Origin of the sequence: Nodosilinea nodulosa PCC 7104, from assembly GCF_000309385.1 — a bacterium.
In the GTDB taxonomy this organism is placed as follows: domain Bacteria; phylum Cyanobacteriota; class Cyanobacteriia; order Phormidesmidales; family Phormidesmidaceae; genus Nodosilinea; species Nodosilinea nodulosa.
This window is the reverse complement of record NZ_JH976537.1, coordinates 4,105,635-4,131,171: the sequence shown is the minus strand read 5'-3', so window position 1 is coordinate 4,131,171 and position 25,537 is coordinate 4,105,635. Positions and strand designations below refer to the sequence as shown.

The 25,537-nt window shown below is 57.4% G+C and carries 25 protein-coding genes and 1 tRNA gene; 17 read left to right on the top strand and 9 right to left on the bottom strand.

Annotated elements, in window-relative coordinates:
• Positions 1-233: 233 nt before the first annotated feature.
• Together LEPTO7104_RS40245 and nrdJ are read left to right on the top strand one after the other, a co-directional pair.
• Positions 234-485 carry a hypothetical protein gene (locus LEPTO7104_RS40245; RefSeq protein ID WP_155523700.1) on the top strand — a complete coding sequence of 84 codons (252 nt, stop codon included), beginning with the start codon at positions 234-236 and terminating at the stop codon, positions 483-485.
• A gap of 256 nt (positions 486-741) precedes the next feature.
• A complete protein-coding gene (nrdJ, locus tag LEPTO7104_RS0119105; protein ID WP_017300192.1) occupies positions 742-2,925 on the top strand; it encodes a ribonucleoside-triphosphate reductase, adenosylcobalamin-dependent in 2,184 nt (727 codons plus the stop codon).
• Between the two features lie 264 nt (positions 2,926-3,189).
• Here the strand turns inward: nrdJ and LEPTO7104_RS0119100 are convergent, their stop codons facing one another.
• Positions 3,190-4,731 (bottom strand): coiled-coil domain-containing protein, encoded by a 1,542-nt coding sequence (locus LEPTO7104_RS0119100; protein ID WP_155523699.1) that lies wholly within the window; start codon positions 4,729-4,731, stop codon positions 3,190-3,192.
• Between the two features lie 421 nt (positions 4,732-5,152).
• On the opposite strand from LEPTO7104_RS0119100, the gene rsfS reads away from it, so the two are divergent.
• The 5 genes from rsfS to LEPTO7104_RS0119075 all read left to right on the top strand — a co-directional run bounded on the left by rsfS (position 5,153) and on the right by LEPTO7104_RS0119075 (position 9,021).
• Complete coding sequence (rsfS, locus tag LEPTO7104_RS0119095) at positions 5,153-5,620, top strand: ribosome silencing factor (protein WP_017300190.1); 468 nt, start codon at positions 5,153-5,155, stop codon at positions 5,618-5,620.
• 254 nt (positions 5,621-5,874) lie between these two features.
• A complete protein-coding gene (locus tag LEPTO7104_RS0119090; RefSeq protein ID WP_017300189.1) occupies positions 5,875-6,363 on the top strand; it encodes a CGLD27 family protein in 489 nt (162 codons plus the stop codon).
• A gap of 59 nt (positions 6,364-6,422) precedes the next feature.
• Positions 6,423-7,385, top strand: coding sequence for an asparaginase (locus LEPTO7104_RS0119085; RefSeq protein ID WP_017300188.1), 963 nt, complete (start codon positions 6,423-6,425; stop codon positions 7,383-7,385).
• Positions 7,386-7,492: 107 nt separating this feature from the next.
• Positions 7,493-7,569, top strand: a tRNA-Met gene (locus LEPTO7104_RS0119080).
• Positions 7,570-7,701: 132 nt separating this feature from the next.
• Complete coding sequence (locus LEPTO7104_RS0119075) at positions 7,702-9,021, top strand: four-carbon acid sugar kinase family protein (protein ID WP_017300187.1); 1,320 nt, start codon at positions 7,702-7,704, stop codon at positions 9,019-9,021.
• Positions 9,022-9,045: 24 nt separating this feature from the next.
• Here LEPTO7104_RS0119075 and hslO read toward each other — a convergent pair whose 3' ends face one another.
• Entirely contained in the window at positions 9,046-9,957 is a 912-nt protein-coding gene (gene hslO, locus LEPTO7104_RS0119070; protein WP_017300186.1) for an Hsp33 family molecular chaperone HslO, read from the bottom strand.
• A gap of 175 nt (positions 9,958-10,132) precedes the next feature.
• Between hslO and LEPTO7104_RS0119065 the strand changes: the two genes are divergently transcribed.
• Positions 10,133-10,519 (top strand): hypothetical protein, encoded by a 387-nt coding sequence (locus LEPTO7104_RS0119065; RefSeq protein WP_017300185.1) that lies wholly within the window; start codon positions 10,133-10,135, stop codon positions 10,517-10,519.
• Between the two features lie 24 nt (positions 10,520-10,543).
• Here the strand turns inward: LEPTO7104_RS0119065 and LEPTO7104_RS0119060 are convergent, their stop codons facing one another.
• Positions 10,544-11,017, bottom strand: a complete 474-nt coding sequence (locus LEPTO7104_RS0119060; RefSeq protein WP_017300184.1) for an NUDIX hydrolase — start codon at positions 11,015-11,017, stop codon at positions 10,544-10,546.
• Between the two features lie 365 nt (positions 11,018-11,382).
• Here LEPTO7104_RS0119060 and LEPTO7104_RS0119055 point away from each other — a divergent pair, with 365 nt between their 5' ends.
• Positions 11,383-11,904: a zinc ribbon domain-containing protein gene (locus LEPTO7104_RS0119055; RefSeq protein WP_017300183.1), complete on the top strand. Its 522-nt coding sequence runs from the start codon at positions 11,383-11,385 to the stop codon at positions 11,902-11,904.
• Between the two features lie 314 nt (positions 11,905-12,218).
• Here LEPTO7104_RS0119055 and aqpZ read toward each other — a convergent pair whose 3' ends face one another.
• A complete protein-coding gene (gene aqpZ / locus LEPTO7104_RS0119050; protein WP_017300182.1) occupies positions 12,219-12,986 on the bottom strand; it encodes an aquaporin Z in 768 nt (255 codons plus the stop codon).
• Between the two features lie 234 nt (positions 12,987-13,220).
• On the opposite strand from aqpZ, the gene glgX reads away from it, so the two are divergent.
• The gene (glgX, locus tag LEPTO7104_RS0119045) at positions 13,221-15,380 is read left to right on the top strand and encodes a glycogen debranching protein GlgX (protein WP_026072856.1); all 2,160 of its coding nucleotides are present in this window, start codon (positions 13,221-13,223) and stop codon (positions 15,378-15,380) included.
• Positions 15,381-15,383: 3 nt separating this feature from the next.
• Complete coding sequence (locus LEPTO7104_RS0119040; RefSeq protein WP_017300180.1) at positions 15,384-15,746, top strand: MGMT family protein; 363 nt, start codon at positions 15,384-15,386, stop codon at positions 15,744-15,746.
• An 8-nt stretch (positions 15,747-15,754) separates the two neighbouring features.
• Here LEPTO7104_RS0119040 and LEPTO7104_RS0119035 read toward each other — a convergent pair whose 3' ends face one another.
• The 4 genes from LEPTO7104_RS0119035 to psbB all read right to left on the bottom strand — a co-directional run bounded on the left by LEPTO7104_RS0119035 (position 15,755) and on the right by psbB (position 19,435).
• Positions 15,755-16,735, bottom strand: coding sequence for a 30S ribosomal protein S1 (locus LEPTO7104_RS0119035; protein ID WP_017300179.1), 981 nt, complete (start codon positions 16,733-16,735; stop codon positions 15,755-15,757).
• Positions 16,736-16,957: 222 nt separating this feature from the next.
• The gene (gene nrdR, locus LEPTO7104_RS0119030; RefSeq protein WP_026072855.1) at positions 16,958-17,482 is read right to left on the bottom strand and encodes a transcriptional regulator NrdR; all 525 of its coding nucleotides are present in this window, start codon (positions 17,480-17,482) and stop codon (positions 16,958-16,960) included.
• 207 nt (positions 17,483-17,689) lie between these two features.
• The gene (locus LEPTO7104_RS0119025; protein WP_017300177.1) at positions 17,690-17,788 is read right to left on the bottom strand and encodes a photosystem II reaction center protein T; all 99 of its coding nucleotides are present in this window, start codon (positions 17,786-17,788) and stop codon (positions 17,690-17,692) included.
• Between the two features lie 114 nt (positions 17,789-17,902).
• Positions 17,903-19,435, bottom strand: a complete 1,533-nt coding sequence (psbB, locus tag LEPTO7104_RS0119020) for a photosystem II chlorophyll-binding protein CP47 (RefSeq protein WP_026072854.1) — start codon at positions 19,433-19,435, stop codon at positions 17,903-17,905.
• 356 nt (positions 19,436-19,791) lie between these two features.
• On the opposite strand from psbB, the gene LEPTO7104_RS0119015 reads away from it, so the two are divergent.
• The 3 genes from LEPTO7104_RS0119015 to LEPTO7104_RS0119005 all read left to right on the top strand — a co-directional run bounded on the left by LEPTO7104_RS0119015 (position 19,792) and on the right by LEPTO7104_RS0119005 (position 21,417).
• A complete protein-coding gene (locus LEPTO7104_RS0119015) occupies positions 19,792-20,115 on the top strand; it encodes a 2Fe-2S iron-sulfur cluster-binding protein (protein WP_017300175.1) in 324 nt (107 codons plus the stop codon).
• A 240-nt stretch (positions 20,116-20,355) separates the two neighbouring features.
• Positions 20,356-20,466 carry a photosystem II reaction center protein PsbM gene (gene psbM / locus LEPTO7104_RS0119010; RefSeq protein ID WP_017300174.1) on the top strand — a complete coding sequence of 37 codons (111 nt, stop codon included), beginning with the start codon at positions 20,356-20,358 and terminating at the stop codon, positions 20,464-20,466.
• A 174-nt stretch (positions 20,467-20,640) separates the two neighbouring features.
• Positions 20,641-21,417: a proteasome-type protease gene (locus LEPTO7104_RS0119005; RefSeq protein WP_017300173.1), complete on the top strand. Its 777-nt coding sequence runs from the start codon at positions 20,641-20,643 to the stop codon at positions 21,415-21,417.
• A 156-nt stretch (positions 21,418-21,573) separates the two neighbouring features.
• Here LEPTO7104_RS0119005 and LEPTO7104_RS34550 read toward each other — a convergent pair whose 3' ends face one another.
• Positions 21,574-22,251: a 4'-phosphopantetheinyl transferase family protein gene (locus tag LEPTO7104_RS34550; RefSeq protein WP_017300172.1), complete on the bottom strand. Its 678-nt coding sequence runs from the start codon at positions 22,249-22,251 to the stop codon at positions 21,574-21,576.
• Positions 22,252-22,476: 225 nt separating this feature from the next.
• Between LEPTO7104_RS34550 and LEPTO7104_RS34545 the strand changes: the two genes are divergently transcribed.
• The 3 genes from LEPTO7104_RS34545 to LEPTO7104_RS0118980 all read left to right on the top strand — a co-directional run bounded on the left by LEPTO7104_RS34545 (position 22,477) and on the right by LEPTO7104_RS0118980 (position 25,461).
• The gene (locus LEPTO7104_RS34545) at positions 22,477-23,697 is read left to right on the top strand and encodes an NAD(P)/FAD-dependent oxidoreductase (protein ID WP_083887096.1); all 1,221 of its coding nucleotides are present in this window, start codon (positions 22,477-22,479) and stop codon (positions 23,695-23,697) included.
• A gap of 165 nt (positions 23,698-23,862) precedes the next feature.
• On the top strand, positions 23,863-24,222 hold the full coding sequence (locus LEPTO7104_RS0118985) for a YciI family protein (RefSeq protein WP_017300169.1): 360 nt from the start codon (positions 23,863-23,865) through the stop codon (positions 24,220-24,222).
• A gap of 3 nt (positions 24,223-24,225) precedes the next feature.
• Positions 24,226-25,461 carry an RNA polymerase sigma factor gene (locus tag LEPTO7104_RS0118980; protein WP_017300168.1) on the top strand — a complete coding sequence of 412 codons (1,236 nt, stop codon included), beginning with the start codon at positions 24,226-24,228 and terminating at the stop codon, positions 25,459-25,461.
• Positions 25,462-25,537: the final 76 nt, after the last annotated feature.

Sequence of the window (25,537 nt, the reverse complement as noted above, 5' to 3'; positions counted from 1 at the left end):
TAGATCTTCCTGAAATCCAATTTTTGGACGCTACATCTAAGAATGATCCGCTATGATGCCTCTGTGCTTAGGGAATCAGTACTTTCAAAGTCAAAAAGGCGTTGAGGCCCTAAGCTTCAACGCCTTCTGAGGAAGTCAGCTCATTACAAGAGGTGCAAGTCTTGCAATGAAGAGTGAACCGAAAGCACAAGGGTGCTCTAGCTCGTTTCCTACTCGCTCAATTCCTTGTGAACATGAATAACTTACACCACTCCCCAAAAATTGCAACAGCAAAGCTAGAGTTTTTAGCCAAAGCCAATGTTAATAATCCAAACGGATTCTCATACCGCACAGATGAATCGGTAGCTCCTGCACCTCCAATGGGTTTTCCTGCCAACCCTTCCTTAACCCCTCCTATCGCAAGTACGACAATGGCTATAGGGGTAATTATTGCCCTGACCTATTTTGTCAAAGCACTTGGAGAACTAATTCATCCTCCACGATAGGGCTTGCCCCTCTTACACAGTTAAGATCTGCTTTTTCCTTCTTGAGAGAGAGAAAACTATCACCAAGGTGGCTATTAGCAGGTCTTAACTAAAGCCTTTTTTACATAAGTTATACTCATGAGACAATCGTAGTCCTTGCATTCAGTTTTTGACCATCTATACTTGCCTAGATATAGCGTTAGATCTTAAGGAATCGATCTGAATGTCTCCTTATTTAGCGTTAGCACATTAATTGTTCTAGCAAAAGGCTGATCCCATGGTTCAAGAACTTCCCCGTACCCGGCAGCAGGGGCCATTCCCTGAGGCAGCTCCAGCGGCGTTTCCCGTGTTTTACCGCACCTACAGCCGCCGGGGCGAGGTGGTAGAGGGGCAGCGCGAAACCTGGGATCAGGTGTGCGATCGCACCCTGGCCGGCCTGGTCGAACTGGGCGATCTCACCCCCGAGGAAACCGCCCTGCTCAACCGCATGCAGCGCCAGGTCAAAGCCCTCCCCTCCGGCCGCTGGCTGTGGGTGGGCGGCACCGCCTGGAGCAAGCAGCCCGAAAACTTTTCTGGGGCCTACAACTGCACCAGCACCAACGTCGTTGACTGGCGCGCCTTCGGCCTGATGATGGATCTGGCCATGATGGGCTGCGGCACAGGGGCAATTCTCGAACCCAAGTACATCAGCCAAATCCCGGCCATTCGCAACCGCCTAATAGTCACTATGGCGGGCGGCATTGGCGAAACTCCTATTGGCGATCGGCACGAAACCACCGAAGTCACCACCGAGGGCAACCAGGTCACCATTCGCGTCGGCGACAGCCGCCAGGGCTGGGTAAAATCCTACGAAACCCTGCTGGAGCTGTCCACCGACGATCGCTTCACCGACGATATCCAGGTCACCATTGACCTGCGCGACGTGCGCCCCGCTGGCGAAAAGCTGAAGGGCTTTGGCGGCGTGGCCAACCCCGTACGCCTGTCGCTGCTCTACGATCGCTGCGCCACCATTCTCAACAAAGCCCTGGGCCGCCAGCTCAACTCGGTCGAGTGCTGCCTACTGATCGACGAAGCCGCCGCCTGCGTGGTGGCGGGCAATATCCGTCGCAGCGCGGGCATGCGTCAGTTCGACAGCAATGACGACCTAGCCGCCAGCGCCAAAGACAACCTCTGGCAGCAGGACAGCGAAGGCAACTGGCGCATTGACCCCGAGCGCGACGTGCTGCGCATGGCCAACCACACCCGCGTCTTCCACACCAAGCCCAGCCTGCAAGACTGCATTGACTCGGTGCGTAAGCAGTTTTACTCGGGCGAAGGCGCGATCCAGTGGGCCGGGGAAGCGAAACGGCGGGCGGGCGGCGACGATCGCTACGGCCTCAATCCCTGCGGCGAAATTCTGGGCTCAAACTTTCACTGCAACCTGGCGGAAGTGCACCTGAACCAGCTAGATCCCGAAAACCTTCAGGATCAAGAAGACGCCTTTACCGCCGCCGCCCTATCCGTCGCGGTGCTTCTAAATCACCAGTTCCAGGAACCCCGCTACCAAAAGTCGCGCCTGGAAGATCCCATCGTCGGCGTATCGTTTACCGGGCTGTTCGACTTTTTCGTCATGGCCTTTGGCGTCGAGTGGCTGCGCTGGTGGGAGGCCGGCCGCCCCGACACTATGCAGGGGGTGGAATTTAAAGAAAGAGAGCGGGAGTATCTGACCCGCTGGAAGGGTATTGTGCATGCCGTGGTGGGCGAGTACTGCGATCGCCACGGCCTGGCGGTTCCCAACCGCTGCACCACCGTGCAGCCCGCTGGCACCAAATCCCTGCTCACGGGCGCTAGTCCCGGCTGGCATCCCCCCAAGGCCCAGCGCTTTATTCGCCGCATCACCTTCCGCAAAAATGACCCGGTAGCGATGGCCTGCATCGACTACGGCTACACCATCGTCCCATCCCAGTCTGACAAAGACGACAACGGCAACCTACTCAACGATCCCTTTGACCCGCGCTGCACCGAGTGGCTGGTCGAAATTCCCGTCGAGGTGCCCTGGGCCAACCTGCCGGGGGCCGACGAAATCGCGATTGAGAAATTCTCGGCGGCGGCTCAGTTCGACTTCTACATGCAGGTGCAAAAGCACTACACCACCCACAACACCTCCGCCACTATCGAGTTCCGCGAACCGGAGCTGGAATCGCTGGCCGAGCGCATTTACCAGACCATCCAAAACGATGAGGGCTACATTTCTGCCGCCCTGCTGGCCAGGTTTGACGATTTGCAAACCTTTCCCCGATTGCCCTTTGAACCCATCGACAAAGCCACCTTTGAGGCTCAAAAACAACAGGTAGAAGCCCGGCGCGGCACCGACAACTTCCACGCTGCTCTGTCGCGCTACGACGCAGGCGAACTCATTGAGGCTGGGCCTGCTGGCTGCGATTCTGACAAGTGCATGATGCCGGAGAAAAAGCCCGACTAGATTTGACTGACCAGGTTAGAGAGAGGACAAGGGATTCCTGGTCTGGCCATCACTCCACATCAGGAATCCTTTTTTATTTCGGGTTTGATACTAAACTCTGAACCGCCTACCCCATTGATTGAGACAAACCGCTATTTGCCCCTGGGGATATCCGGTTTGATTCGGGCTTGTTGCGTCTCGCTTGGCGCCCTAGCTCCCCTGCTCCCTCGCGATTGGCCATAGTCGTCGCCACACTTGTATCGCAGTCCACTAGCCTGCTTACTATCAGCTTAAATCGCTGATATCGTCCAGGCCGTTGAGCAGATCCTCAGAGGCGTTATTGGGTTCTGGGGCGTTGAGCAGAGCCTCTAAATCGAGGCTTTCGGGATCGAAGTCGGGGTCTAGCCCCAATTCATCGGCCTGTGCACTGCCCAGATCATCTTCTAAAAGGGCGTCAAAACCCATATCAGTGGTGGGGTATGGCCCTGGCTCCGAGGAAAGATCCGGCTCGAAGCCCAGGTCAGCTTCCAGGTCGGTAGCCTCAAAACTGCCAGAGTCAAAGTTAGGATCTAGAGCAAACTCATCGACCTGAGCATCATCTAGGCCTAGGTCTAGATCGGCTTCCATGCCGCTAGCGCCGGGGGGTGTATTGTCGACATTGGGGTCTAGAGAGAACTCCTCAGCCTGCGCGTTCTCCAGATCGCTGGCTGCGAAGGCATCAAAATCCATACCGACAGCTGATGATGGCGTGGTGGGTTCGGCGGAGAGAGCTTCCTCACCCTTTAGGCCGGTTTCTACGCTGGCGTCCAGGGTAGCTGCGCTGGCGGCGGCAATGGCCGTATCTAAGTCAAACTCAGATGCGGCGGGGGCAGGGGCGTCAGATGGTGAGGTCTGGAGCAGCTGAAGCCGAGCCTCAAAGCTTTGCTCTAGCTCCTGGGTGCGCTGGGTCAGCTCATCCTGGTAATGCTCAATTTTTTCGGCTAGCTTCTGCTCATACTCTTCCCGCAGGCTGGCCTCTAGCTCGCGCCGCAGGTTGAGCTCCAATTCTTCTGGGGAGGGGTCAGCGACGGTGGAGTCAGGGGCGGGGGTGCCCTGGGCCATGGTCAGGCGGGTCTGGTAGTCTTGCTCCACCTGAGCCAGACGCTGATTCATGTCGTCTTGATACTCGGCCAAACGCTCGGCTAGACGTTGGTCATACTCACTCTGGAGGCGGGCCTCTACCTCAGCCAGGGCTGACGACTCTACACTCCCGATCGCGGATGCCCCTACCCCTGCGGCAGAGAGGGGCAGAGGGCTGGGGTCTTGGGCTAGGCTAGCCGAGGCTTCATTCTGATAGGGGGCCAACGCCTCAGCCAGGCGTTGATCGTAGTCTTGCTGGGCCTGCGATCGCGCCTCAACCAGCTTTTCTTGCAGGTGCTGCTCGTAAGCCTGCTGAATTTTGGCGGCAGCTTCCTTCAGGCGCGCCTCGTACTGCTTGCGAATGCGCTGCTCGGCGGTGCTGTCGGCATCGATGGCCGCCCCTGTGCCCCCCATACTTTGGCGAGCACGATATTCAGCTTCGATCTGGCGGCGGTGCTCATCGTATTGAGCCTGGTAGCGCTCCATATTTTCAGCCAGCTGCATTTCGTAGTCTTTTTGGAGCTGGAGGGTGGCGTCGCGCAGCCGCTGCTCATGCTCCTGCGCCAGATCCTCCTGGCGCTTTTGACTCTGGTGCAGAGCCTCGCTCAACTCATTTACCTGGCCCTGGCGCAGGTAGTACCCCACAATAATTGCCAGCAGCAGGCCAATTAAAACAGCAATAATAAGACCTTGCGTGAGTTGAGGCATCGTATTTTCCCCTGTAAAAATTAAAGCCGAGCCGCAGAGCATCTACGCTCGGGAGGCCAAAAATTGCCGCCCCCGTCTTAGCAGCTACTTACTAAATATTGACGATCAATGATATACGCTGAGTCTAGTTTGGGATCTGAAACTTTATCCCACGGCAGGCTCAAGGTTCCCAGTTTGGGAGGAACTTTCTCCTCGCTGCAGCCGCAAGTTTCGATAACAGATTATGACTATGGTCGGCGTTAGGCCTGCGGACGCTGGGACTCATCCCCTACAATGGGGCTAACGATCCCTGGAGCAGGTGGCAGACAATACGTCACACCAATAATTTCAGCGCCAATGGTTTCCCAAGGGTTCCATAGGTGTGGTTTGAGGATCGGCCTGGATATCTGCTCTATCTCCTTGCCCCATTACCCAATTGCGTATGACCCATTCTCCCCATCGTCAGCCTGCAACCCATCCAGTGATCCCCTTAGAAAGCGCCTCCCCTGGCCCTGAGCCCAATCAGACCGAGGATGACGCCCTCCAGCTGGCCTACGCGATCGCCGCCGCCGCCGATGAGCGTAAAGCGGGCAACATCACGATTTTGCAGGTGGGAGATGTGTCGTATCTGGCCGATTATTTTGTGGTGGCAACTGGCTTCTCAGCGGTTCAGGTGCGCGCTATTACCCGCTCCATCGAAGCCACCCTTGAAACCAACTACAACCGCCGCCCCCTGAGGGTAGAAGGCCAGGGCGAAGGCAGCTGGATTGTGATGGATTACGGCGAAGTCATTGCCCACATCTTCATGCCCGAGGCCAGAGACTACTACGACCTCGAGGCCTTTTGGGGCCACGCCAACCAAATCGTCTATCAGCCCTCTGGTCAGCACTTCAGTCCGTCTCAGTTTTAAGCAACGGGGTCAGTTTTAAGCAGCAGGGCTATAGCAAAAACCTGGAGTTCTTTTACGTGTTCCCATGGCGAGCAATTCTGAAGGCAAATGGCCCACAGCCGGGGATTCGCAAGCGGCTGACAGTGCTGGCTTTGCCAACGGTAGGGTTGAGGACAGTACTGGCAGCCATAGAGAACAACGAATTGCCTTGCAGAGATTCCTATTGGCAGGCAATTCGTTTAGTCTAGAGCTAGATTCGCATAGTGTCGGTGGCAATGCCTCAACGATGTCCGGTACCGGCTGAGCAACAGCCCATCAACGAATACCAGGATGTGCGAGATTCTTGGTTCTACGGCTGGGGTAGCCGCAATTTGAAGGGATACCTCAAGCCTTTGGTAGTACTCTGGGTAGTTGGCTGGGCCGTGGCCGGTCCCATGGCCGCAGCCAGCTTTACCCCAGCAAAGCACCCCATGCCCTTCAGCCTCAGCGCCGCCATGGGAGCCCTGGTGCTACCCACCCTGGCTCTGCTCCAGCTCTATGTCGGCTGGGCCCATGTGGGCGGAAGGCTCCGGCAAACCACGGTACCCTACGAAGAGTCGGGCTGGTACGACGGTCAGCTTTGGATTAAGCCAGAGGAGGTTTCAAACCGCGATCGCCTCATTGTTGACTATCAAGTGCAGCCCGTGCTCCAGCGCATTCGCCGTACCCTAGGGGTAATGGCTCTTTTGCTGGCCCTGGGGCTGGCTGTCTGGCCCCTTGTATAGCGGAGTTTGTCCCTTTGCACACCCGCTGCTCCACCGTTGTTCACCGCAGAGCCCCTATTATGACCAGCAGTCGGGTTAATCGACACCAAACCAAAGAGCTAGAGATACAGCTGCTGCGCGAGGGCATCGTAGAGTCCAACCACGTGGCCCACGTAGCGGTGTGCGACAATCGGGGCCGCACCCTGTCGGTGGCCGGAAACGGTGAACTGGGCACCTTCATTCGCTCAGCCCTCAAACCCTTTCAAGCTCTGGCGGTGACGGCGGCGGGTGCCCTTGAGCGCTACAACCTCGACGATCGCGATCTGGCCATCATGTGCGGCTCCCACCAGGGCACCATCGAGCAGGTGCGCCAGGTTTTTCACATTCTCTGGCAGGCTGACCTCGACACCACCGCCCTGCGCTGCCCCACCCCGGCGGGCAAAAAAAGCCCCCTGGAGCACAACTGTTCAGGCAAGCACGCCGGTATGCTGGCCGTTTCTCAGCAGCGCAACTGGCCGCTGGAGAGCTACCTCGATCGCAACCACCCCGTACAAAAGCTGATCGTGGCCCGCATTTCAGAACTGCTGGGCATGCCCTCCGACGAGTTTATCTGCGCCCACGACGACTGCGGTGCCCCTACCTACTTCATGCAGCTGAGCCAGATGGCAACGCTGTACGCCATGCTGTCCTCGGGCAGCAACCTGGATATGGAGCGCATTGTGCGAGCCATGACCAGCCACCCCGACATGGTGGGCGGCCCCGACGCCTTCGACACCGTCCTGATGAACTTAACCAACGGGGCCTTGGTCAGCAAATCGGGAGCCGAGGGCATTCAGTGTATTGGCCGGGTGGGGGAAGGTCTTGGCCTAGCCATTAAAGTAATTGACGGGGCTAAGCGAGCCAAATACGCCTGCGCCATCTTTACCCTGCGGCAGCTGGGTTGGCTATCGCCCACGGTGGCCGACACCCTGGCTGAAACCTACATGGAAATCGGCAACTATAAGCGCCTTGACGTCGTAGGCGATTTGCCCATGATGTACTGAAAGCCTCTCCCATAAAAGGATCGAGGGCGATCAACGAAGAAAAGTCTGCCCTTAGAGGAAATTAGATTGTTATCTGGGAACATTTATCGCTATACTGTATAAGCCGACGCGGGGTAGAGCAGTCTGGTAGCTCGTCGGGCTCATAACCCGAAGGTCCATGGTTCAAATCCATGCCCCGCCACCACACACAAATGGGGTTCCTAGAACAATCTGGGAACCCCATTTTGTTTTGTTCTGGCTTGGCCAACTTCCCGCCATGGGCGATAGTGCACCTAGCCATCCGCGATAATTGTTGAACCTACCGAGGCCAACATCCATGGCTCAGCCCAAGATTATTGTTTTAGATGATGACCCCACCGGATCTCAAACGGTGCACAGCTGTCTGCTGCTCATGCAGTGGGATGTGGACACCCTGCGCCAGGGGCTGCAAGACAGGTCGCCAATTTTCTTTGTGCTGACCAATACCCGTGCCCTTTCCCCTTGCGATGCTGAAGCAGTGACCCGCGAGGTTTGCCAAAATTTAAAGCAGGCGATCGCCCTCGAAGGCACCCAGGATTTCCTCGTGGTCAGCCGCTCCGACTCTACCTTGCGGGGCCACTACCCGGTCGAAACCGACGCGATCGCAGACGAACTCGGCCCCTTCGATGCCCACTTTTTGGTGCCGGCCTTTTTTGAAGGGGGGCGCATCACCCGCAACAGCATTCACTACCTGATGGTAGATGGCACCCCCACTCCCGTCCACCAAACCGAGTTTGCCAAAGATTCTGTCTTTGGCTACAGCACCAGCTACCTGCCCGACTACGTAGCCGAAAAAACCGCCGGGCGCATCCAGGCTAAGGCCGTTGAGCGCTTTACCCTGACCGATATGCGGGCTGGATCCCTAAAGCGGTTGATGGCTCTGCAGAATAACATCTGCGGTGTTGTCGATGGCGAAACCCAGGCCGACCTCGACCAGTTTGCCCAGGACGTATTAGCCGCAGCCGCCCGGGGCAAGCGCTTTTTGTTTCGCAGCGCCGCCAGCATTCTCACCGCCCTGGCCGATCTTCCTGCCCAGCCCATCGATTCTGACCACATGGGCACCTACGTGCGTGACGGACGGCCTGGCGCTATCATCGTCGGTTCTCACGTCAAAAAAACAACTCAACAGCTAGGCAAATTGCTGAAAGAGCCAGGGGTAATCGGCATTGAAGTAAACGTGACCCAGCTGCGGGATGGTGGCCAAACGGCTTCCAGCGAGCTGCTCACCGACATTCTAGCCCAGGTAGAAACGGCCCACAGCAGCGGCCAGGTGCCTGCGGTCTACACCAGCCGCGACGAACTCACCTTCGACACCGTGCAGGCCCGTCTCGATTTTGGCGTCGAGGTTTCCGCTTTGCTGATGGCTGTGATAAAAGGTTTGCCCGATGACATTGGTTTTCTCATCAGCAAAGGGGGCATTACCTCCAACGACACCCTTAGCACTGGTCTGGCCCTACGGACGGCCCGCCTGCTGGGTCAAATTTTGCCTGGGGTCTCTGTGGTGCGCACCCCCGCCGACCATGCCCAGTTTCCTGACCTGCCCGTGGTGCTGTTTCCTGGCAATGTAGGAGATGAAGCGGCCCTGGCTGTAGCCTACCGCCGCTTGACAGGGCTTTAGAAGGGCAGCCATTGCATCCTTAGGCTACCGATTCGCCTCCTGGCGCTCCTCCCGCAAATCCTCAATTAGCTCTGCCAGCTGATCGCTGTCGGTATGGTAGACCTCATTGCAAAAATGGCAGATTGCTTCGGCACCCTCGTCTTTTTCGATCATGTCTTGGAGTTCATCTTCGCCCAGCATCTTGAGCGCCCGCAGCATGCGATCGAAAGAACAGGGACATTGGAACTGCACCATTTGGGTTTCAGGCAAAATCTCCAGGCCCAAATCGCCCACCAAGTCGTCAAAAATTTGGGGCAGGGTTTTGCTGGCCCGCAGCAGCGGGGTAAAGCCAGTTAGGCCCGCTAGGCGACTTTCAATGAGAGATACCATCTCCTCATCTTCAGCGGCACGGGGCAAAATTTGCAGCAGCAGCCCCCCAGCGGCCTCCACTCCGTTGGCGCCAACAAACACTCCCAGCACCAGGGCAGAGGGGGTTTGCTCAGAGTTCACCAAGTAGTGGGTGAGGTCGTCACCGATTTCTCCCGAAACCAGCTCTACGGTGCTGGAGTAGGGATAGCCATAACCCATGTCGCGTACGACATATACATAGCCATTGCGGCCCACAGCACCGCCCACGTCGAGCTTACCCTGGGCATTAGGCGGCAGCTCAATGGCCGGGTTGTCGACATAGCCTCGGGCCGTACCATCCATTCCAGCATCGACTAGGATGCCGCCCAGGGGACCATCGCCCCGTACCCGAATGTTGACCCTTCCCTGGGGTTGTTTCATGCTTGAGGCCAACAGCAACCCCGCCGAGAGTGTACGACCCAGCGCCGCCGTAGCCACGTAGGACAGTCCGTGGCGCTGCCGGGCCACCTCGGTCATTTTTGTGGTGATGACGCCGACCACCCGAATGCCGCCATCAGCGGCGGTAGCCCGAATCAGTTGATCTACCATGCGCTGCCCCAGTCTTTACTTAATATTGCTTAGTAATTATTGTAGAAGGTTTGGGGATGCGGGGTTGGGAGGGTTTGCCGACCCTGGGGCCATGGCTCAGTCGATCCTCTGGAGCTCCTTCCCATTGGTTTTCTTTTGGCATACTGGGAGATGTTGTTTGCGGCCCCACCACCCTATGCTAGGCACATTTCAGCACAGCCACCTCCGCATTGAAGTCGAGGCCACCCAGGGGCAAATTCAGGCCAGTTTGGTGCAGCCCGGTAAATTTAGCCACTGGCTCTGGCCCCAGCGCTTCAGCCACGGGTTACCCAGTGAACTGCACAGCGGGCTCAGCTTTAATAGCTATATCGGCCCAATTGAAATTCACCACGAGGTTAAGCAAGTTAACGACTACAGCCTTTCTATGGTGCTGTCGAGTGGTATTGACGGTTTCCACGAATGGTATTGGGGTGACCAGTGGGTACAGTCGCGGTTGGAGGGGGTCTCAGCGCTGCCCCTAAATTTGGGCCAAAACCTGGCCATGACCCGGCTACGGCAGTTTTTGCAGCAGCCGAGATCTTAAAGCTTTAGAAAAAGGTTTAGACGCTCAGGACAGGGGCACATGGCCCAGCATCTGCACCAGTTCGTCTAGGAACTGGCCCTGGGCTTTAATAATGCGCTTCTTGGCCTCTTCTAAATTAAACCAAGCCGCTTGGTCTACCTCAGGAAACTCTTTCAGCACTCCAGAATTGGGCGGCCACTCCAGCACAAACGTATTGCTGCGCAAATTGGCGGGATCAAAGTTGCCTTCAAAGGCCCAGGCAAACACCAGTTTGCCCCCGGCCTGGCGTACCGGCCTTAGGGGGCGAAAGTCGCCGGTAGGGAACTGCCCAGTCTCTTCAAAAAACTCGCGCTTCGCGGCCTCAAAGGTATCTTCACCGGGATCAATTTCGCCCTTGGGAATTGTCCAGGCCTGCCAGCAGCGGTTTGCCCAGTAGGGACCGCCCGAATGTACTAGCAGCAATTCTAGACGGCTACTCTGGGTGCGGTACATCAGTAGACCGGCGCTTTTTTTAGCCATAGAAGCGATTCCCTTTTGGGGAGGTTCCGCCAAAGCATTACACCCTGGCCCATCTAGCTCAACCTAGGCGTATTGTCTTCGCAGCGTGATCAGTTACAGCATTAAACCAGGAACTCCACAGGCCTTCAGATTGTAACTGGCAGGCCAAAAATTGTCCGATCGCATTTTCCTTAAGGATTCCCTACCTGGCTCTTGGCGAACCGGAGTTCGATCCAAAACAGAACCTATATCCTGGCCAAAAAGACCTTGCAGATCTCCCAAGGGTCTAGATTTTGCCCTAGCATACCTGTAGAACCGCTCACGCTAAAGACACAGCTTTGGGTAGTTCATCTCTAGAAAACCCACGGCGTTTGTCGAGGCTAACTATGCGCTATCAGTACAATCTTGGCCCCCACCAAAAGATATATCTTGATAACCCCGCCCCTAACACTGTCATTACCCTTGCTAGCAGTGGTCCCGGGCAGCAACAGCAGTCGGGCACCCAGATTCTCACGGGTGTATGGACTGAAGTGCCCCGGGCAGTACAGGTGGGCGACGGCGTGCTGATTCGCTGCGTCACGGCTCAAGGGGCGTTTATTTGGCAGGTGCAGGGCACCCAGATTCTGTCTGATAACGCCGCCCAGTGGCCAGATGAACGGGCCGTTCCCCTCCAGCCCACTGAGGTTGGCTCTGCCATGGGGACCATGGCCCCCATGGCTCCTATGGGCCCGATGAAAATGGGCAATATGGAGATGTCAGCCAGCCCCATGACTATGCGGATGGGCGAGATGACCCTTAGTATGGACAACACCAATGTCTCTAATGCCAAAAAATTCTGCCCCCAGTGCGGCACCGCCGTAGACCCCAGCGATCGCTTTTGTGGAAGCTGTGGTCATCAACTTCGGTAAGCATTCAAATCTCAAAATTCAAAAAACCGGGAGAGGACATCCCCCGGCTAACGTTAGCGTCTCAAGCTTCAAATTTCCTTTCCCAAACCGCCGCAGTAGGATCGGTGGATCAGCCCCAAGGAATGAGGCTAGGCCACCGTGTTTGGCTGATCAGTGCGTGGAAGCTGTGGTCATCAACTTCGGTAAGCATTCAAATCTCAAAATTCAAAAAACCGGGAGAGGACATCCCCCGGCTAACGTTAGCGTCTCAAGCTTCAAATTTCCTTTCCCAAACCGCCGCAGTAGGATCGGTGGATCAGCCCCAAGGAATGAGGCTAGGCCACCGTGTTTGGCTGATCAGTGCGGGCGGTCTTTTCGCTAGCATCGGCAAAGAAAGTGGCATAAACCCAGCCAGCCAGCAGAGCGCCCAGAATGGGAGCCACCCAAAACAGCCACAGTTGACCAATCAGCGGAAGGCCCACAAACAGGGCCGGGCCAGTGCTGCGAGCCGGGTTGACAGAGGTATTAGTGACCGGAATGCTGATCAGGTGAATCAGCGTCAGGGATAGACCAATCGCCACCGGAGCCAGGCCAACGGGAGCACGAAAGTCGGTAGAGCCCAGGATAATCATCAGAAAAAAGAAAGTCATTACGATTTCGCAAACGAAGCAGGCCAGCAGGCTAAAGCCACCCGGAGAATGAGCGCCAAAGCCATTGGTAGCGAGGGGGTTGCCGACAGAGGGGTCGATGGCAAACCCAGGTTGCCCCGAGGCAATTAGGTAGACAATACCTGCCCCCACAATACCGCCCAGCACCTGGGCCGCGATGTAGGGCAGCAGTTCCCCACTGGGAAACCGACCGGCGGCCCACAGGCCAAAAGACACCGCTGGGTTGAGGTGACAGCCTGAGATATGGCCAATAGCGTAGGCCATTGTCAGCACGGTCAGACCAAAGGCTAAAGCGACGCCCAAAAAACCAATGCCCAAGTTGAAGGCACCGCTGCCATCGAGAAATTTACCTGCCAGAACGGCGCTGCCGCAGCCGCCCAGCACCAGCCACAACGTGCCGAAAAACTCGGCCAAACAGCGTTTTGTAATAGGCATTGCTAACCACTCCTACCTTGTCGAGTTTATAAAGCCAATTAGTATTAATCGATACAGAATCAGATCGACAACCTATATATGAGGGCAATACTACTGCAAGACTATAAAAGTTTTATAAGGCTAGGGCACCTAAACCTGCTGCTACGCTGGTCACTGAGGCCTGGTAACCTAGGGAAGACACAGTCGACTCAGTCTTACACCTCTGTCTGGAGTTATTAGGAAGCCGCGCTCACCATGGGAATGCAAGTCTGGCCGGGTCGTCCCCATCCCCTCGGCGCCACCTGGGATGGCACGGGCACCAACTTCGCCTTGTTTTCGGAGAATGCAACGGCTGTTGAACTCTGCCTATTTGATGCTGGCGATCGGGAAACTCGTATCTCCCTGACCGAGGTCGACAACTACGTTTGGCACGGCTATTTAACCGAGGTAGGGCCGGGCCAGCGCTACGGCTTTCGGGTCTCTGGTCCCCACAACCCCAAAGCCGGGCACCGCTTTAATCCCCACAAGCTGCTCATCGATCCCTACGCCCGCGCTCTAGATGGCGATGTGCAGTTTGATCCGGCCATTTTCAGCTACGACATAGAGGCCACCGATGATCTAGAAAATCTAGATCTATCCTTCTCTAAGGTGGATAGTTCCGCCTTTATGCCCAAGGCGGTGGTGGTCGATTCTAACTTCGACTGGGAGGGCGATCGCCCCCTGGACATCCCCTGGCATCGCACCGTCATCTATGAAACCCACGTTAAGGGGCTAACCCAGCTCCATCCCGAGGTGCCTGAGGCTCTGCGCGGTACCTATGCCGGTCTGGCCCACGAGGCCGTAATTAACCACCTGACCCAGTTGGGCATTACCGCTGTGGAACTGTTGCCTGTGCATCACTTCCATGCATATCCAGGGCATTTAGCCAACACGGGGCTGCGCAACTACTGGGGCTACGACTCGCTGAACTACTTCGCTCCCTACGGGGGATACAGCAGCACGGGGCAGGCCGGTGGTCAGGTGAACGAATTTAAGCAAATGGTCAAGGCCCTGCACCGGGAAGGCATTGAGGTGATTTTAGATGTGGTTTACAACCACACTGGAGAGGGCAGCCACCTTGGGCCGACGCTGAGCCTGCGGGGCATCGACAATGCCGCCTACTACCGCTTGGTCGAGGATGCTCCCCGATACTACATGGACTTCACCGGCTGCGGCAACTCGCTCAATGTGCGCCATCCCCAAGTGCTGAAGCTAATTATGGATAGCCTGCGCTACTGGGTGCAGGAAATGCATGTGGATGGCTTTCGCTTTGACTTGGCTTCGGCCCTGGCGCGCGAGCTCTACGAGGTCGACAGCCTGGCCGCCTTTTTCGACATCATTCACCAAGATCCGGTTCTATCCACCATTAAGCTCATTGCTGAGCCCTGGGATCTGGGTGAAGGGGGTTATCAGGTGGGAAACTTTCCCCTGTTGTGGTCCGAGTGGAACGGCAAATACCGCGATTCTATGCGCGACTTCTGGCGCGACCACGACTGCCGCCTAGGGGAGTTTGCCTTTCGCATTACCGGCAGCTCTGACCTGTACCAGGCCAACGGCAAACGGCCCCACGCCAGCATTAACTTCATCACCTGCCACGACGGCTTTACCCTGAGGGATTTGGTCAGCTACAACGAAAAGCACAACCTGGCCAACCACGAGAATAACCGCGACGGGGAGAGCTACAACCGCTCCTGGAACTGTGGGGCCGAGGGCGACACCGACGACCCAGAGATTTTGGCCCTGCGTCACCGACAGCAGCGCAACCTGCTGGCCACGCTATTTTTGTCCCAGGGGGTGCCCATGATTCTGGGTGGCGATGAGATTAGCCGCACCCAGCAGGGCAACAACAATACCTACTGCCAGGATAGCAAGCTGTCGTGGTTTGACTGGAAGCTAGACTCGGCGGAGCTGGATCAGTTGTCCTTCGTTCGCCAGCTGATCCAGCTCCGCCAAGACCACCCTGCCTTCGCCCGCCGTCACTGGTTTCAGGGGCGGGCCATCCATGGGTCTGGGGTGCACGATATTGGCTGGTATAACCCCGACGGCAGCGAGATTGGCCCCGATCAGTGGCATGATGGCTCGGCTAAAGCGATCGCAGTCTACCTCAACGGCGAAGAACTGATGGCCGTTCAAGCCGCTGGGGAGCGGCTGGTAGGCGACAGCTTTTTGCTGTTTTTCAACGCCCAGGCCGATCCCCAGGAGTTTCAGATTCCTACGGAGATTGAAAAAGAGCGCTGGTCGACGGTGCTAAACACCAGCGAGCCGAATGGCTTTAGCAAAGACAGCCAAACCTATAAGCCGGGTAGCGCGATCGCCGTCGCCGATTTTTCGCTGGTAGTGCTGCGCAGCCCTCGTGCCAAGGGGATCGGGACTTGACCGATGCTCACCTATGAACGCATTTACGCCGTAGTGCGCCAAATTCCGAGGGGCAAGGTTGCCACCTACGGCCAGGTGGCAGAATTAGCCGGGCTGATAGGGAAGCCCCGCCTGGTCGGATATGCCCTCTACCGCGTTGATATGACTATGGCTGACGTGCCCTGGCAGCGCGTGATCAACGCCAAAGGTGAAGTCTCTGAATCCCCCCGGCGCAACGGCACCGACTATATTCAGCGCGTCCTGCTCGAAGACGAGGGGATTGAGTTTGACCACCGGGGCCGCATTGACCTGGGCCAATACAGATGGCGCCCGCCCGACAGTATCGTCGAGCGGGCGCTGGAAGCATTCAGTGAGGCATTAGACTAGGCCACCGCCTAGTCGACGGCAACCGCCACTTCCTCTTCCTCCACGTAGGCCTCTTCAGGTTCATCCAGAACTTCGCCAGCCTGCTCGGCGGCTTGACGACGCATGGCTTCCCGATACTTGGCCGCCATTTCTTCGGCTTTATCGTAAACCAGGTCAGGGTTTTTCACCATATCGCCAGGTTCGGGCTCAAGCTGCTTGGTGGAAAGCGAAATCCGGCCCCGTTCGGCATCTAGATCGATGATCATGACCTTGATCTCGTCGTTGACATTGAGCACGCTGTGAGGCGTGTCGATGTGGTCGTGGGAGATCTCAGAGATGTGCAGCAGACCGCTGACACCGCCAATATCGATAAAGGCACCGTAGGGCTTGAGGCCACGCACCGCTCCCAGCACAACCTCGCCCACCTGGAGTCCATTCATCTTGCGCTCAACCAGGGCACGGCGATGACTGAGTACGAGACGATTGCGCTCTTCATCAACCTCTAGAAACTTGAGGGGCAGATCTTCACCCACCAGGTCTTCCTTAGGCTTGCGGGTGCTGATATGGGAACCGGGAATGAAGCCCCGCAGCCCCTCGATGCGCACCAGCGCACCACCTCGGTTGGTAGCAAACACCCCGGACCGCACCGTGGCATCCTCCTGCTGAAGCTGACGGACCCGCTCCCAGGCGCGCATGTACTCAATCCGGCGAATGGAAAGGGTCAGCTGACCATCCTCGTTTTCGTCGGTAAGAATAAAGAACTCGCGGGTTTCGTTAGAGCGCAGCACCTCTTCGGGATGGTCAACCCGATTGATTGACATCTCCTGAATGGGCAGATAGGCGGCGGTTTTAGCACCAATATCAATCAGGGCACCCCTGGGCTCAAGACTAAACACGGTGCCAGAGACGGTATCGCCTGGGTTGAAGTGATAGTCGTACTGGTCTAGTAGCGCGGCAAAGTCTTCGTGTGTAAACCCGATGTCAGCGTCCTTTACGTCCTGATTGAGCATGCTAGTGTTGTCCTATTATTTCTCCGTAGTACTGCGGTTTCCGTGTAGACGTACAAAACAATCAACTCAGATATGTGACAGCCCGACCTCCACGCAGCAGCGTGCCGGCGTAGACAGCCCGATAAACCCACAGGATTAAAATTATAGCGGAAGAGGAGGTGTTGTTGATAGCTCACCGTCAGGATTGGTTAAGTCCACGGCGAACTCCCTGTGGTTGTTGCCTTACAGGGATGGGGCAGAAATCACATAGGCTGATGACTGGCTATTTTCGGGTTCACCGGGGGGGCGATCGCATCGCTTGTCCCTCAGCTGGCTGAGGGTTTCGGCAAAATCGCGAATTCCCTGGAACTGCCGATAGACCGACGCAAACCGCACAAAAGCGACCTCGTTCATTGCCTGGAGCTTAGCCAACACCATTTCGCCAATTTCAGCACTGGTCACCTCTCGGGTAGCGCGCTGCTGAAGTTCAGCCTCAATGTCGTCAACAATCGCCTCCATGGCTAGCGACGACACTGGCGTTTTTTCACAGGCCCGTACAATGCCCCGCAGCACCTTGGAGCGCTCAAACAGTTCTCGGTCTTCGCTGCGCTTGATGACGGTGACGGGCACATACTCGATGCGTTCGTAGGTGGTAAACCGCCGTTCACAGCGCAGACATTCTCGCCGCCTGCGAATGCTTCGCCCCCCCTCCGCGGATCGCGACTCTAACACTCGGTTGTTCAGATGCTGACAGAACGGGCAATGCATAGACACACTCCCAATGGGAGGACGGTTGACCAAGCTGCCCTCAATGGCACGGGCAGCTTGGAGAAAAATAAAGGCAAGCCTCTCCGATGCAGAGAAGACTTGCCTCTATAGTAATTAAATTGTGAGAAAACAATCGCAATAACTCGAAAGACTTACCCAATTATGGTAATCACAAAGTCATCACGGCTTTGACATCCTTCAAAGGAACTAGTCCTTGGGAATACGGGGAGGCTCGCGAAAGGCGATCGCAAAGAAGAGCGTGCCAATGATGCAGGCAAAAATGAAGATGTAAGCGACAGCTTCCATGGTTAAAAAGGCTCCTACTCAACCAGATTGTCTTTAGTTTACAAGGATTACGGGAAAGCTGCCCGGCGGCTGAGTATGGTTCTTCATCCGTCGGGCAGCTTAACTCAGGAGCAACTAAACGGTTTCCTCTTTACGGGTAGACGTATCGCCCACCTTCTGGAAGAAGCCCCACTCCACCTGCTCAGCAGATAGGTCTGGATCGATACCGGCAAACACATCTCGGAACAGAGTACGAGAACCATGCCAGATATGGCCAAAGAAGAAGAGCAGCGCAAACACAGCGTGGCCGTAGGTAAACCAGCCGCGCGTGCTAGTGCGGAATACGCCGTCCGAGCCCAGGGTTTCGCGATCGAACTCGAAGGGCTCACCCAACTGGGCCTTACGAGCGTAGCGCTTCACTAGAGATGGCTCGGTGATGGTTTGGCCAGCCAAATCGCCGCCGTAGAACGTTGCCGTCACGCCAGTCTGCTCAAAGCTGTACTTAGATTCAGCCCGACGGAACGGAATATCAGCGCGAACGACGCCATCTTTGTCGACCAGCACCACAGGGAAGGTCTCAAAGAAGTTAGGCAGACGACGCACAGTCAGTTCACGACCTTCCTTGTCTTTAAAGACAGGATGGCCGAGCCAGCCCTCTGCAATGCCATCGCCCTGAACCATAGGCCCAACTCGGAACAGACCGCCCTTCGCAGGGCTGTTGCCGACATAGTCGTAGAAAGCCAGCTTCTCAGGAATACCGGCGTAGGCCTCAGCCAGGGAGTACCCAGCATTGACATCGGCCTGAACCCGGCGCTGAATTTCCTGCTTAAAGTAGTCGCCATCCCACTGGTAGCGGGTGGGGCCAAACAGCTCGATGGGGGTAGCGGCACTGCCGTACCACATGGTGCCAGCGACCACAAAGGCCGCAAAGAAGACCGCCGCAATGCTGCTGGAGAGCACGGTCTCGATGTTGCCCATGCGCAGAGCTTTGTAAAGCCGCTGGGGCGGGCGCACCGTCAGGTGAAACAGGCCAGCAATAATACCAACGATACCGGCAGCGATGTGGTGAGCCACAATCCCGCCAGGATTGAAGGGGTTGAAGCCTGCGGCACCCCATTCGGGAGCAACTCCCTGCACATGTCCCGTCAGGCCGTAGGGGTCAGAGACCCACATCCCAGGCCCCCAGAGGCCAGTTAGGTGGAAGGCCCCGAAACCAAAGCAGAGCAGACCCGATAGAAACAAGTGAATGCCAAACATCTTGGGCAGATCCAGGGCTGGCTCACCCGTGCGAGGATCGCGAAACAGGTCTAGATCCCAATAGACCCAGTGCCAGCAGGCCGCCAAAAACAGCAGCCCTGACAAAACGATGTGCGCAGCGGCTACACCCTCAAAGGACCAAAAGCCAGGGTTGACAGCAGAAGCGCCCGTCACACTCCAGCCACCCCAGGACTCAGTTACACCCAGGCGAGCCATGAAGGGCAATACAAACATGCCCTGCCGCCACATGGGGTTGAGTACAGGGTCACTGGGGTCGAAGGTAGAGAGTTCAAAAAGGGCCATCGAGCCGGCCCAGCCAGCTACTAGAGCCGTATGCATAAGGTGTACAGCGATCAGTCGCCCGGGATCGTTAATGACGACCGTGTGTACCCGGTACCAGGGTAGTCCCATTGACTACGCTCCTCCTCTAGGTAAAACAGTGTTGTTTTGTGGAATTGTCTTAAACATGCCAGATACTGATTAGCCTATCAGAATCAGGCTCCCAGAACCGCCCCAATTGAACCCATTGTCCCAGCGTTGCCCCAACGGGCTCAACCGTGGTTGGATGGTGAATCATTTGGTACAGATGGAATGTAACAATGACATTACTTGAAGAAGTGTAACTATTCTGATTTTTCCCCGCAACAGGGTCCAGCAGCAGCTCAGGAAAATCCCCAGAGTTACCCTGGGCAGGGGAATAGACCCAGCGGCCAAAGGCTTGATTCTGAAAGCCATTAACGACGCAGCACGGAAAGGAGATTGCCCCAATGGCCAATGTTAAGTTTGTTAACGAAGACAGAGAGATTATCGTTGCCGATGGTGCCAACCTGCGTTTCAAAGCATTAGAAAACCGGATCGATATCTACACCTTTAGCGGCAAGCTGATGAACTGCGGCGGCTATGGCCAGTGCGGCACCTGCGTGGTGGATGTGGTGTCGGGGGAAGAAAACCTTTCTCCCCGGACTCAGGTGGAGGACCGCAAGCTGAAAAAGTGGCCTTCGAGCTGTCGTTTGGCCTGTCAAACGACAGTGCACGGGCCGGTTTCCGTGGTCACTAAGCCCAGCCGCAAAGCTAAGTCGGTCGCCAAATAATCCAAATATAGCGATCGCCATAGCGGGTCAAAATTGGTGCAGGGCCAGTTGATTAGCGTCGGCCGCACGCTCCACGTCCCAGCAGGCATTCCCATCGGGTAGAGTGATATCCTTAAGTTCATCGGAGTTTTTATTCTTTTTAGGCTGCTGGGTCACCTGCCTCTGTGAGGTACGGTGAGCTACGGAGCCGCTAGGGTGGAAGTTCTGAGGCGACGTTGTTGGGTTGAGAGTAGAGGCAAGATGGAAGTTAATAAACTTGGTTTTGTAGCCAGCATTCTCTTTGTTCTGGTGCCGACGGTTTTTCTACTGATTCTGTACATCCAGACCTCCAGTAAGCAAACGGGTTCGTAGCCCGCTGCCATATTGTCTGGCCGCTGCTGGGTCGGTTGAACTCGGTGGGCCAGTCTATGGGGTTTCTGTAGGATTTAGGTGTAGTCTTAGGGCGCTGGGCTGACCGGCGCTTTTTTGTAGGGCAGCAGCCTCTCACCCCGATCGCAAGAGCGATCGCACATCTCTATCAAACTCATGACGTACTGCTTAGGCATTTTGGTAAAGGAGGGGTTGGTCTTGGCGGCTGACTCTAGAACCAGCGCTGGGGTTGACTACATTTCGTCCTACCGCAAGCTGTTTGATTTTTCTAAGCCGGGCGATCGCGTCATTTTGCTCTGTACCTCTGGCAATCTGTCGATCACCCAGGCAGTGGTGCACAAGCTGACCCAGGATATCAAGCGCGATCGCGAGTTTAACCTGCACAGCCTGCCCACCCTTTACGATGTGGCGCGCTATTTGGGCGATCAAATTCGCGCCCTGCAGGAAGCTGACCGCCCCTGGCTTGAAAAAGACAAAATTGATTTTCAATGCAGCTTTTTACTGGGCGGCCAGGTTCAGGGAGAAGCCCCAGAGCTCTTTTTGGTTTACAGCCAGGGCAACTGCATTCAGGCCACGCGCGAGACGCCGTTTTTACAGATCGGCGAAACCAAATACGGTAAACCTATCCTAGATAGAACCCTGGGCTTCGATGTGCCCTTAGACGCGGTGGCTAAGTGCGCCCTGCTCTCGATCGACTCGACGATGCGATCGAACCTGTCGGTGGGGCCGCCGATCCACATGGCGATGTATCAGGCAAACAGTTTTGAGGTACGGCACCGGGCGCAGTTCCATGCGGGGGACCCCTACCTAATTAAAATGCGCAAGCACTGGGAGGTTTCCCTGCGGGAGGCCTCTGTGGCCATGCCGGATATTTCCTGGAATCAGGACGACACCCTTTCGCCGCTGGGCATCGCCGATCTGGGAGACGCTTAGTAGACTGCGGCATAGGTTTCTGAACTATGCCGATCGCAAGGGAGCAGTGGGGCTAGGGAGCCAGGGGAGTTGAAGGTGGCTGGAGGTCCGTCCAGCAGTACTAGGGGAGGGAGAGATGGGTGATCTACCATGCAGAAAGAGCATGAGCCCAGCGTGTTAGGGGGCGAGCGCCACGGGGGTAGTTTGCTTCAGGCGAAAAGTTAGGGCTGCCCAGGGGGGGGTAGATTGCACTGCGATCGCCGCCAAACAGTTCCCGTTGGGCTGCCACTGGTAAAGCTGCCCTGGGCGCTGCAGGGAATCGGTCGCCACAGCAATAGGGGCCGGGTCCGAGGCAGGCCCATCGGATTTGAGCGTTAGTTCCATTGTCTGCATTGAGTTGGCAATGCCCAGTCCTAGGGCTTTTAGGCAGGCTTCTTTGCCCGTCCAGTAGCGCAAAAATTGATGGTCGGCCTGGGGCGTCCCCTGGGCCAACACCGTTTCGGCCTCGGTTGGAGTCAGGTAGCGTCGGCAGAGGCCGGGCAAATGCTTTACGGCGCGCAGCACTTCGATATCGACCCCAATTTCCCTAATCTCCGGCGCCACGCTCACCCCAATCAGCAGCCATGGGCCACTGTGGGAGAGGTTGAAGGCTAGCCCCTGATCTGGCTGGTCTGGGCCTAGGGCTGGCTTGCCGCGAGGCCCGTAGACAAAGCTCAGGGAAGCCGGAGGAAAACTGGTGTAGCGGCTGAGCAGGTAGCGCAGACAGCCCCGGCTCAAGACAAATTGCCGCTGGGCGGCGGCCAAGCGAAGGCGCTGAAGCTGGGCCTGTTCGGCAGCCGATAGGGCGCTTGCCATGAGGGTTAGGGCCGTGGTATCAACGCTCTCGGTGGAGATTAGCCAGAGGTCGATGGTAGAAGGGCTGGGGATAGCGGTGGCTCCTGACCTGGCTCAGGTTCGGAAAAGGGCGATCGCGAAGGATTGACAGCGCTTGTTGGCTAGCGCTGCTGGCTAGCGCTGTTGGCTAGCGCTATTGTGCAGTAAGCTGGGCACCCTTGGCACAGCCCCCCGCATTCTTTTTCTATGCCGTCCAAGCGATCGATATCCACTGCTGCTGGACATACTGCCCCCCCCAGGGGCAGGGCGGCGCGGATCTGCATTTTGGGGGGCGGATTTGGCGGGCTGTACTGCGCCCTGTCGCTGCACCAGCGCCTGGGTAAATCGGAGCAGGTGCATATTACCCTGGTGGAGCCGCGCGATCGCTTCAACTTTACCCCCATGCTCTACGAGCTGCTCACCCACGAGCTGGCCCCCTGGGAAATCGCCCCTGCCTACAGAGATTTGCTCAGGCACACCGCCATTGACCTCCGCCAGGACTGGGTAGAAAACATTGACCTGAGCCAGCGCACCGTGACCCTGCGCCACGGCGAACCCCTCACCTACGACTACCTGGTCGTGGCCCTGGGCAGCCAAATGCGCCCTCCCGCGATCGCTGGCAGCCAGGCCCATACCCTGCCGTTTACCACCCTGGCCGATGCCGAGCAGATTGAGCGGCGGTTAGCCGACCTCCAGCGGCAGCCGCAGGTGCAGGTGGTCATCGCCGGGGCTGGCCCCAGCGGCGTCGAGCTAGCCTGCAAACTGAGCGATCGCCTGGGGGAGCGAGGCCAGGTCACCGTGGTCGATCGCCGGGGAGAAATTTTGCGATCGTACCCCGAACGGCTGCAGCAGGCGGCCATGCGGGCCTTAGCCAAACGCGGCGTTGAGATCTACCTCAACGCCGCCGTCGAAGGGGTGGATGCCGGTGGAATGACCTTTGACTACCAGGGCAAAAGCCGCCGCTGCCAGGCCGACTTAATGCTCTGGACGGTGGGCACAGTTCCCCGCTCCTGGCTGGGGAGCGGTGCGCCCCCACCAACCCTGTATGGCCAGTGCCCGGTACGCCCTACCCTACAGCTGGCCGAACACAGCAATGTCTTTGTGCTGGGAGATATGGCCGCCATGCCTGCCCCTGGCCGAGACCGCGCCCCAACTACGGCCCAAGCCGCCTACCAAGCTGGCCCCGCTGTGGCCCACAACCTGCTTGCCCTGATCGCCAACCGTCCGCTTAAGCCCTTTGTTTACAATCACCTCGGCGACATGCTCACGCTGGGGCAGGGGGAAGCCGTGGTGTGCGGGTTTGGGCTGTGTATTACCGGGCGGCTGGGGGCGTTTTCGCGCCACTGGGCCTACTGGCTGCGGCTGCCCACCCACGCCCACCGCTGGCGAGTGCTCAAACATCGCCTGGGGCTAAATTCCAAGCATTAGCCTTTAGCGAATCTAAGCGAATCTAGTGGAACAAACTGGGTTGAATTTCAGAAGTGTGGCAATTATTTTGTCTCTGCCTGTCGAAATGGCCCTGGCCGCCCCGTCATAGTCTTAGAAGCACAGATTTAGTGATGCTTCTAGACTGTTCTAATTCAAAGGAATTCCATGCAATACGCCATTATGGTTTACGAGCCTGAGCAGGAGTTTGCCAAGCGCAGCGACGCCACCCACCAGGAAGCCTACTGGGGAGCCTACCAGGCCTATTCCCAAGCGCTGGCCGAAGCCGGGGTAGCCTCCGGCGGCACGGCCCTGCATCCCCCCCATACCAGCACCACCCTGTGGCTAGAAGCTGGCCACCGCAAGGTGCAGGACGGTCCCTACGCCGACACTAAGGAGCAGCTGGGGGGAATGTTCATTGTGGATGTACCGAATTTAGATGTGGCCCTAGACTGGGCCGCCCGCTGCCCGGCTGCAACCACTGGCCGGGTGGAGGTTAGGCCCCTGCTGCCGATGGACGCAGGCTAGGCCATGGATGCCCGCCGAGCCGCAGAACTGGCGGCCCGCAACTCCTACGGACGGCTGGTCGCCTATCTGGCGGTGCGATCGCGCGATGTGTCCGCCGCCGAAGATGCCCTCGGCGATGCCTTCCTGGCGGCCCTCAAGACCTGGCCCAGCCAAGGCCTGCCCGCCAACCCCGAGGCCTGGCTGCTGGTGGCGGCCCGGCGTCGCCTAATTGATACCAATCGCCACGCCAGGGTGAAGGCCGCCACCATCCCGGCCCTAGAGCAAATTGCCGAACAAGTTGCCCAAGACCTTCAGGCTGCCCCAGCCATGGAAACCCCCTTCCCCGACGAGCGGCTCAAGCTGCTGTTTCTCTGCGCCCATCCGACTATTGATCCGGGCATTCGCACGCCGCTCATGCTCCAAACCGTGCTGGGCTTCACAGCGACAGACATTGCTTCGGCCTTTTTAGTTGCTCCAGCCACCATGGGCCAGCGCCTAGTGCGGGCGAAGGCCAAAATTCGCGATGCGGGCATTCCCTTTGAACTGCCTGCGATCGCCCACCTGCCCGAGCGACTAGAAGCCGTGCTGGAAGCCATCTACGCAGCCTACAACCGGGGATGGGAAAGCATTAGCGGCGCCGACTCACCCCCTGCCGAACTCACCGATGAAGCCCTCTGGCTAGCGCGGCTGTGTGTACAGCTTCTGCCCCAGGCCGCCGAGGCGCGCGGACTCTTAGCCCTGATGCTCTACTGCGAGGCGAGGCACGCCGCCCGGCGCAGCCCTGAGGGAGCCTACATTCCCCTTGCGCAGCAGGACACAGCCCTTTGGTCCATGCCCATGGTCCAGGAGGCGGAAGCAACCCTGAACCAGGCCTCCAAACTGAAGCAGTGGGGCCGATTTCAGCTCGAAGCCGCGATTCAGTCGGTACATGCCCAGCGGGCCAAGGGCGGCACCACCGACTGGGCAGCCCTGGTGCAAATCTACAGCGGCCTGGTGCAGATCTCGCCCACCCTGGGGGCCTGGGTAGGGCGGGCCGCCGCGATCGCCGAGGCCCACAATCCGCAGCGGGGATTGCAGGCCCTCGATGATTTGCCTGCCAGCCCGCTTAAAACCTACCAGCCCTACTGGGCACTGCGGGGACATCTGCTGGCGCAGTTGCAGCAGTTCGACAGCGCTAAAGCCTGCTATAGCCAGGCCATTAAACTATCGACCGATGCCGCCGTTCGCGCCTTTTTGGCGCACCAATCAGAGGAGCTTTAGCAGCGCTTCCCCAGCAGCATCCGCCTTGCGGAACGCGGCCAGCGTGCATCGATTGCGCCCGGTGCGCCCGGTGCGC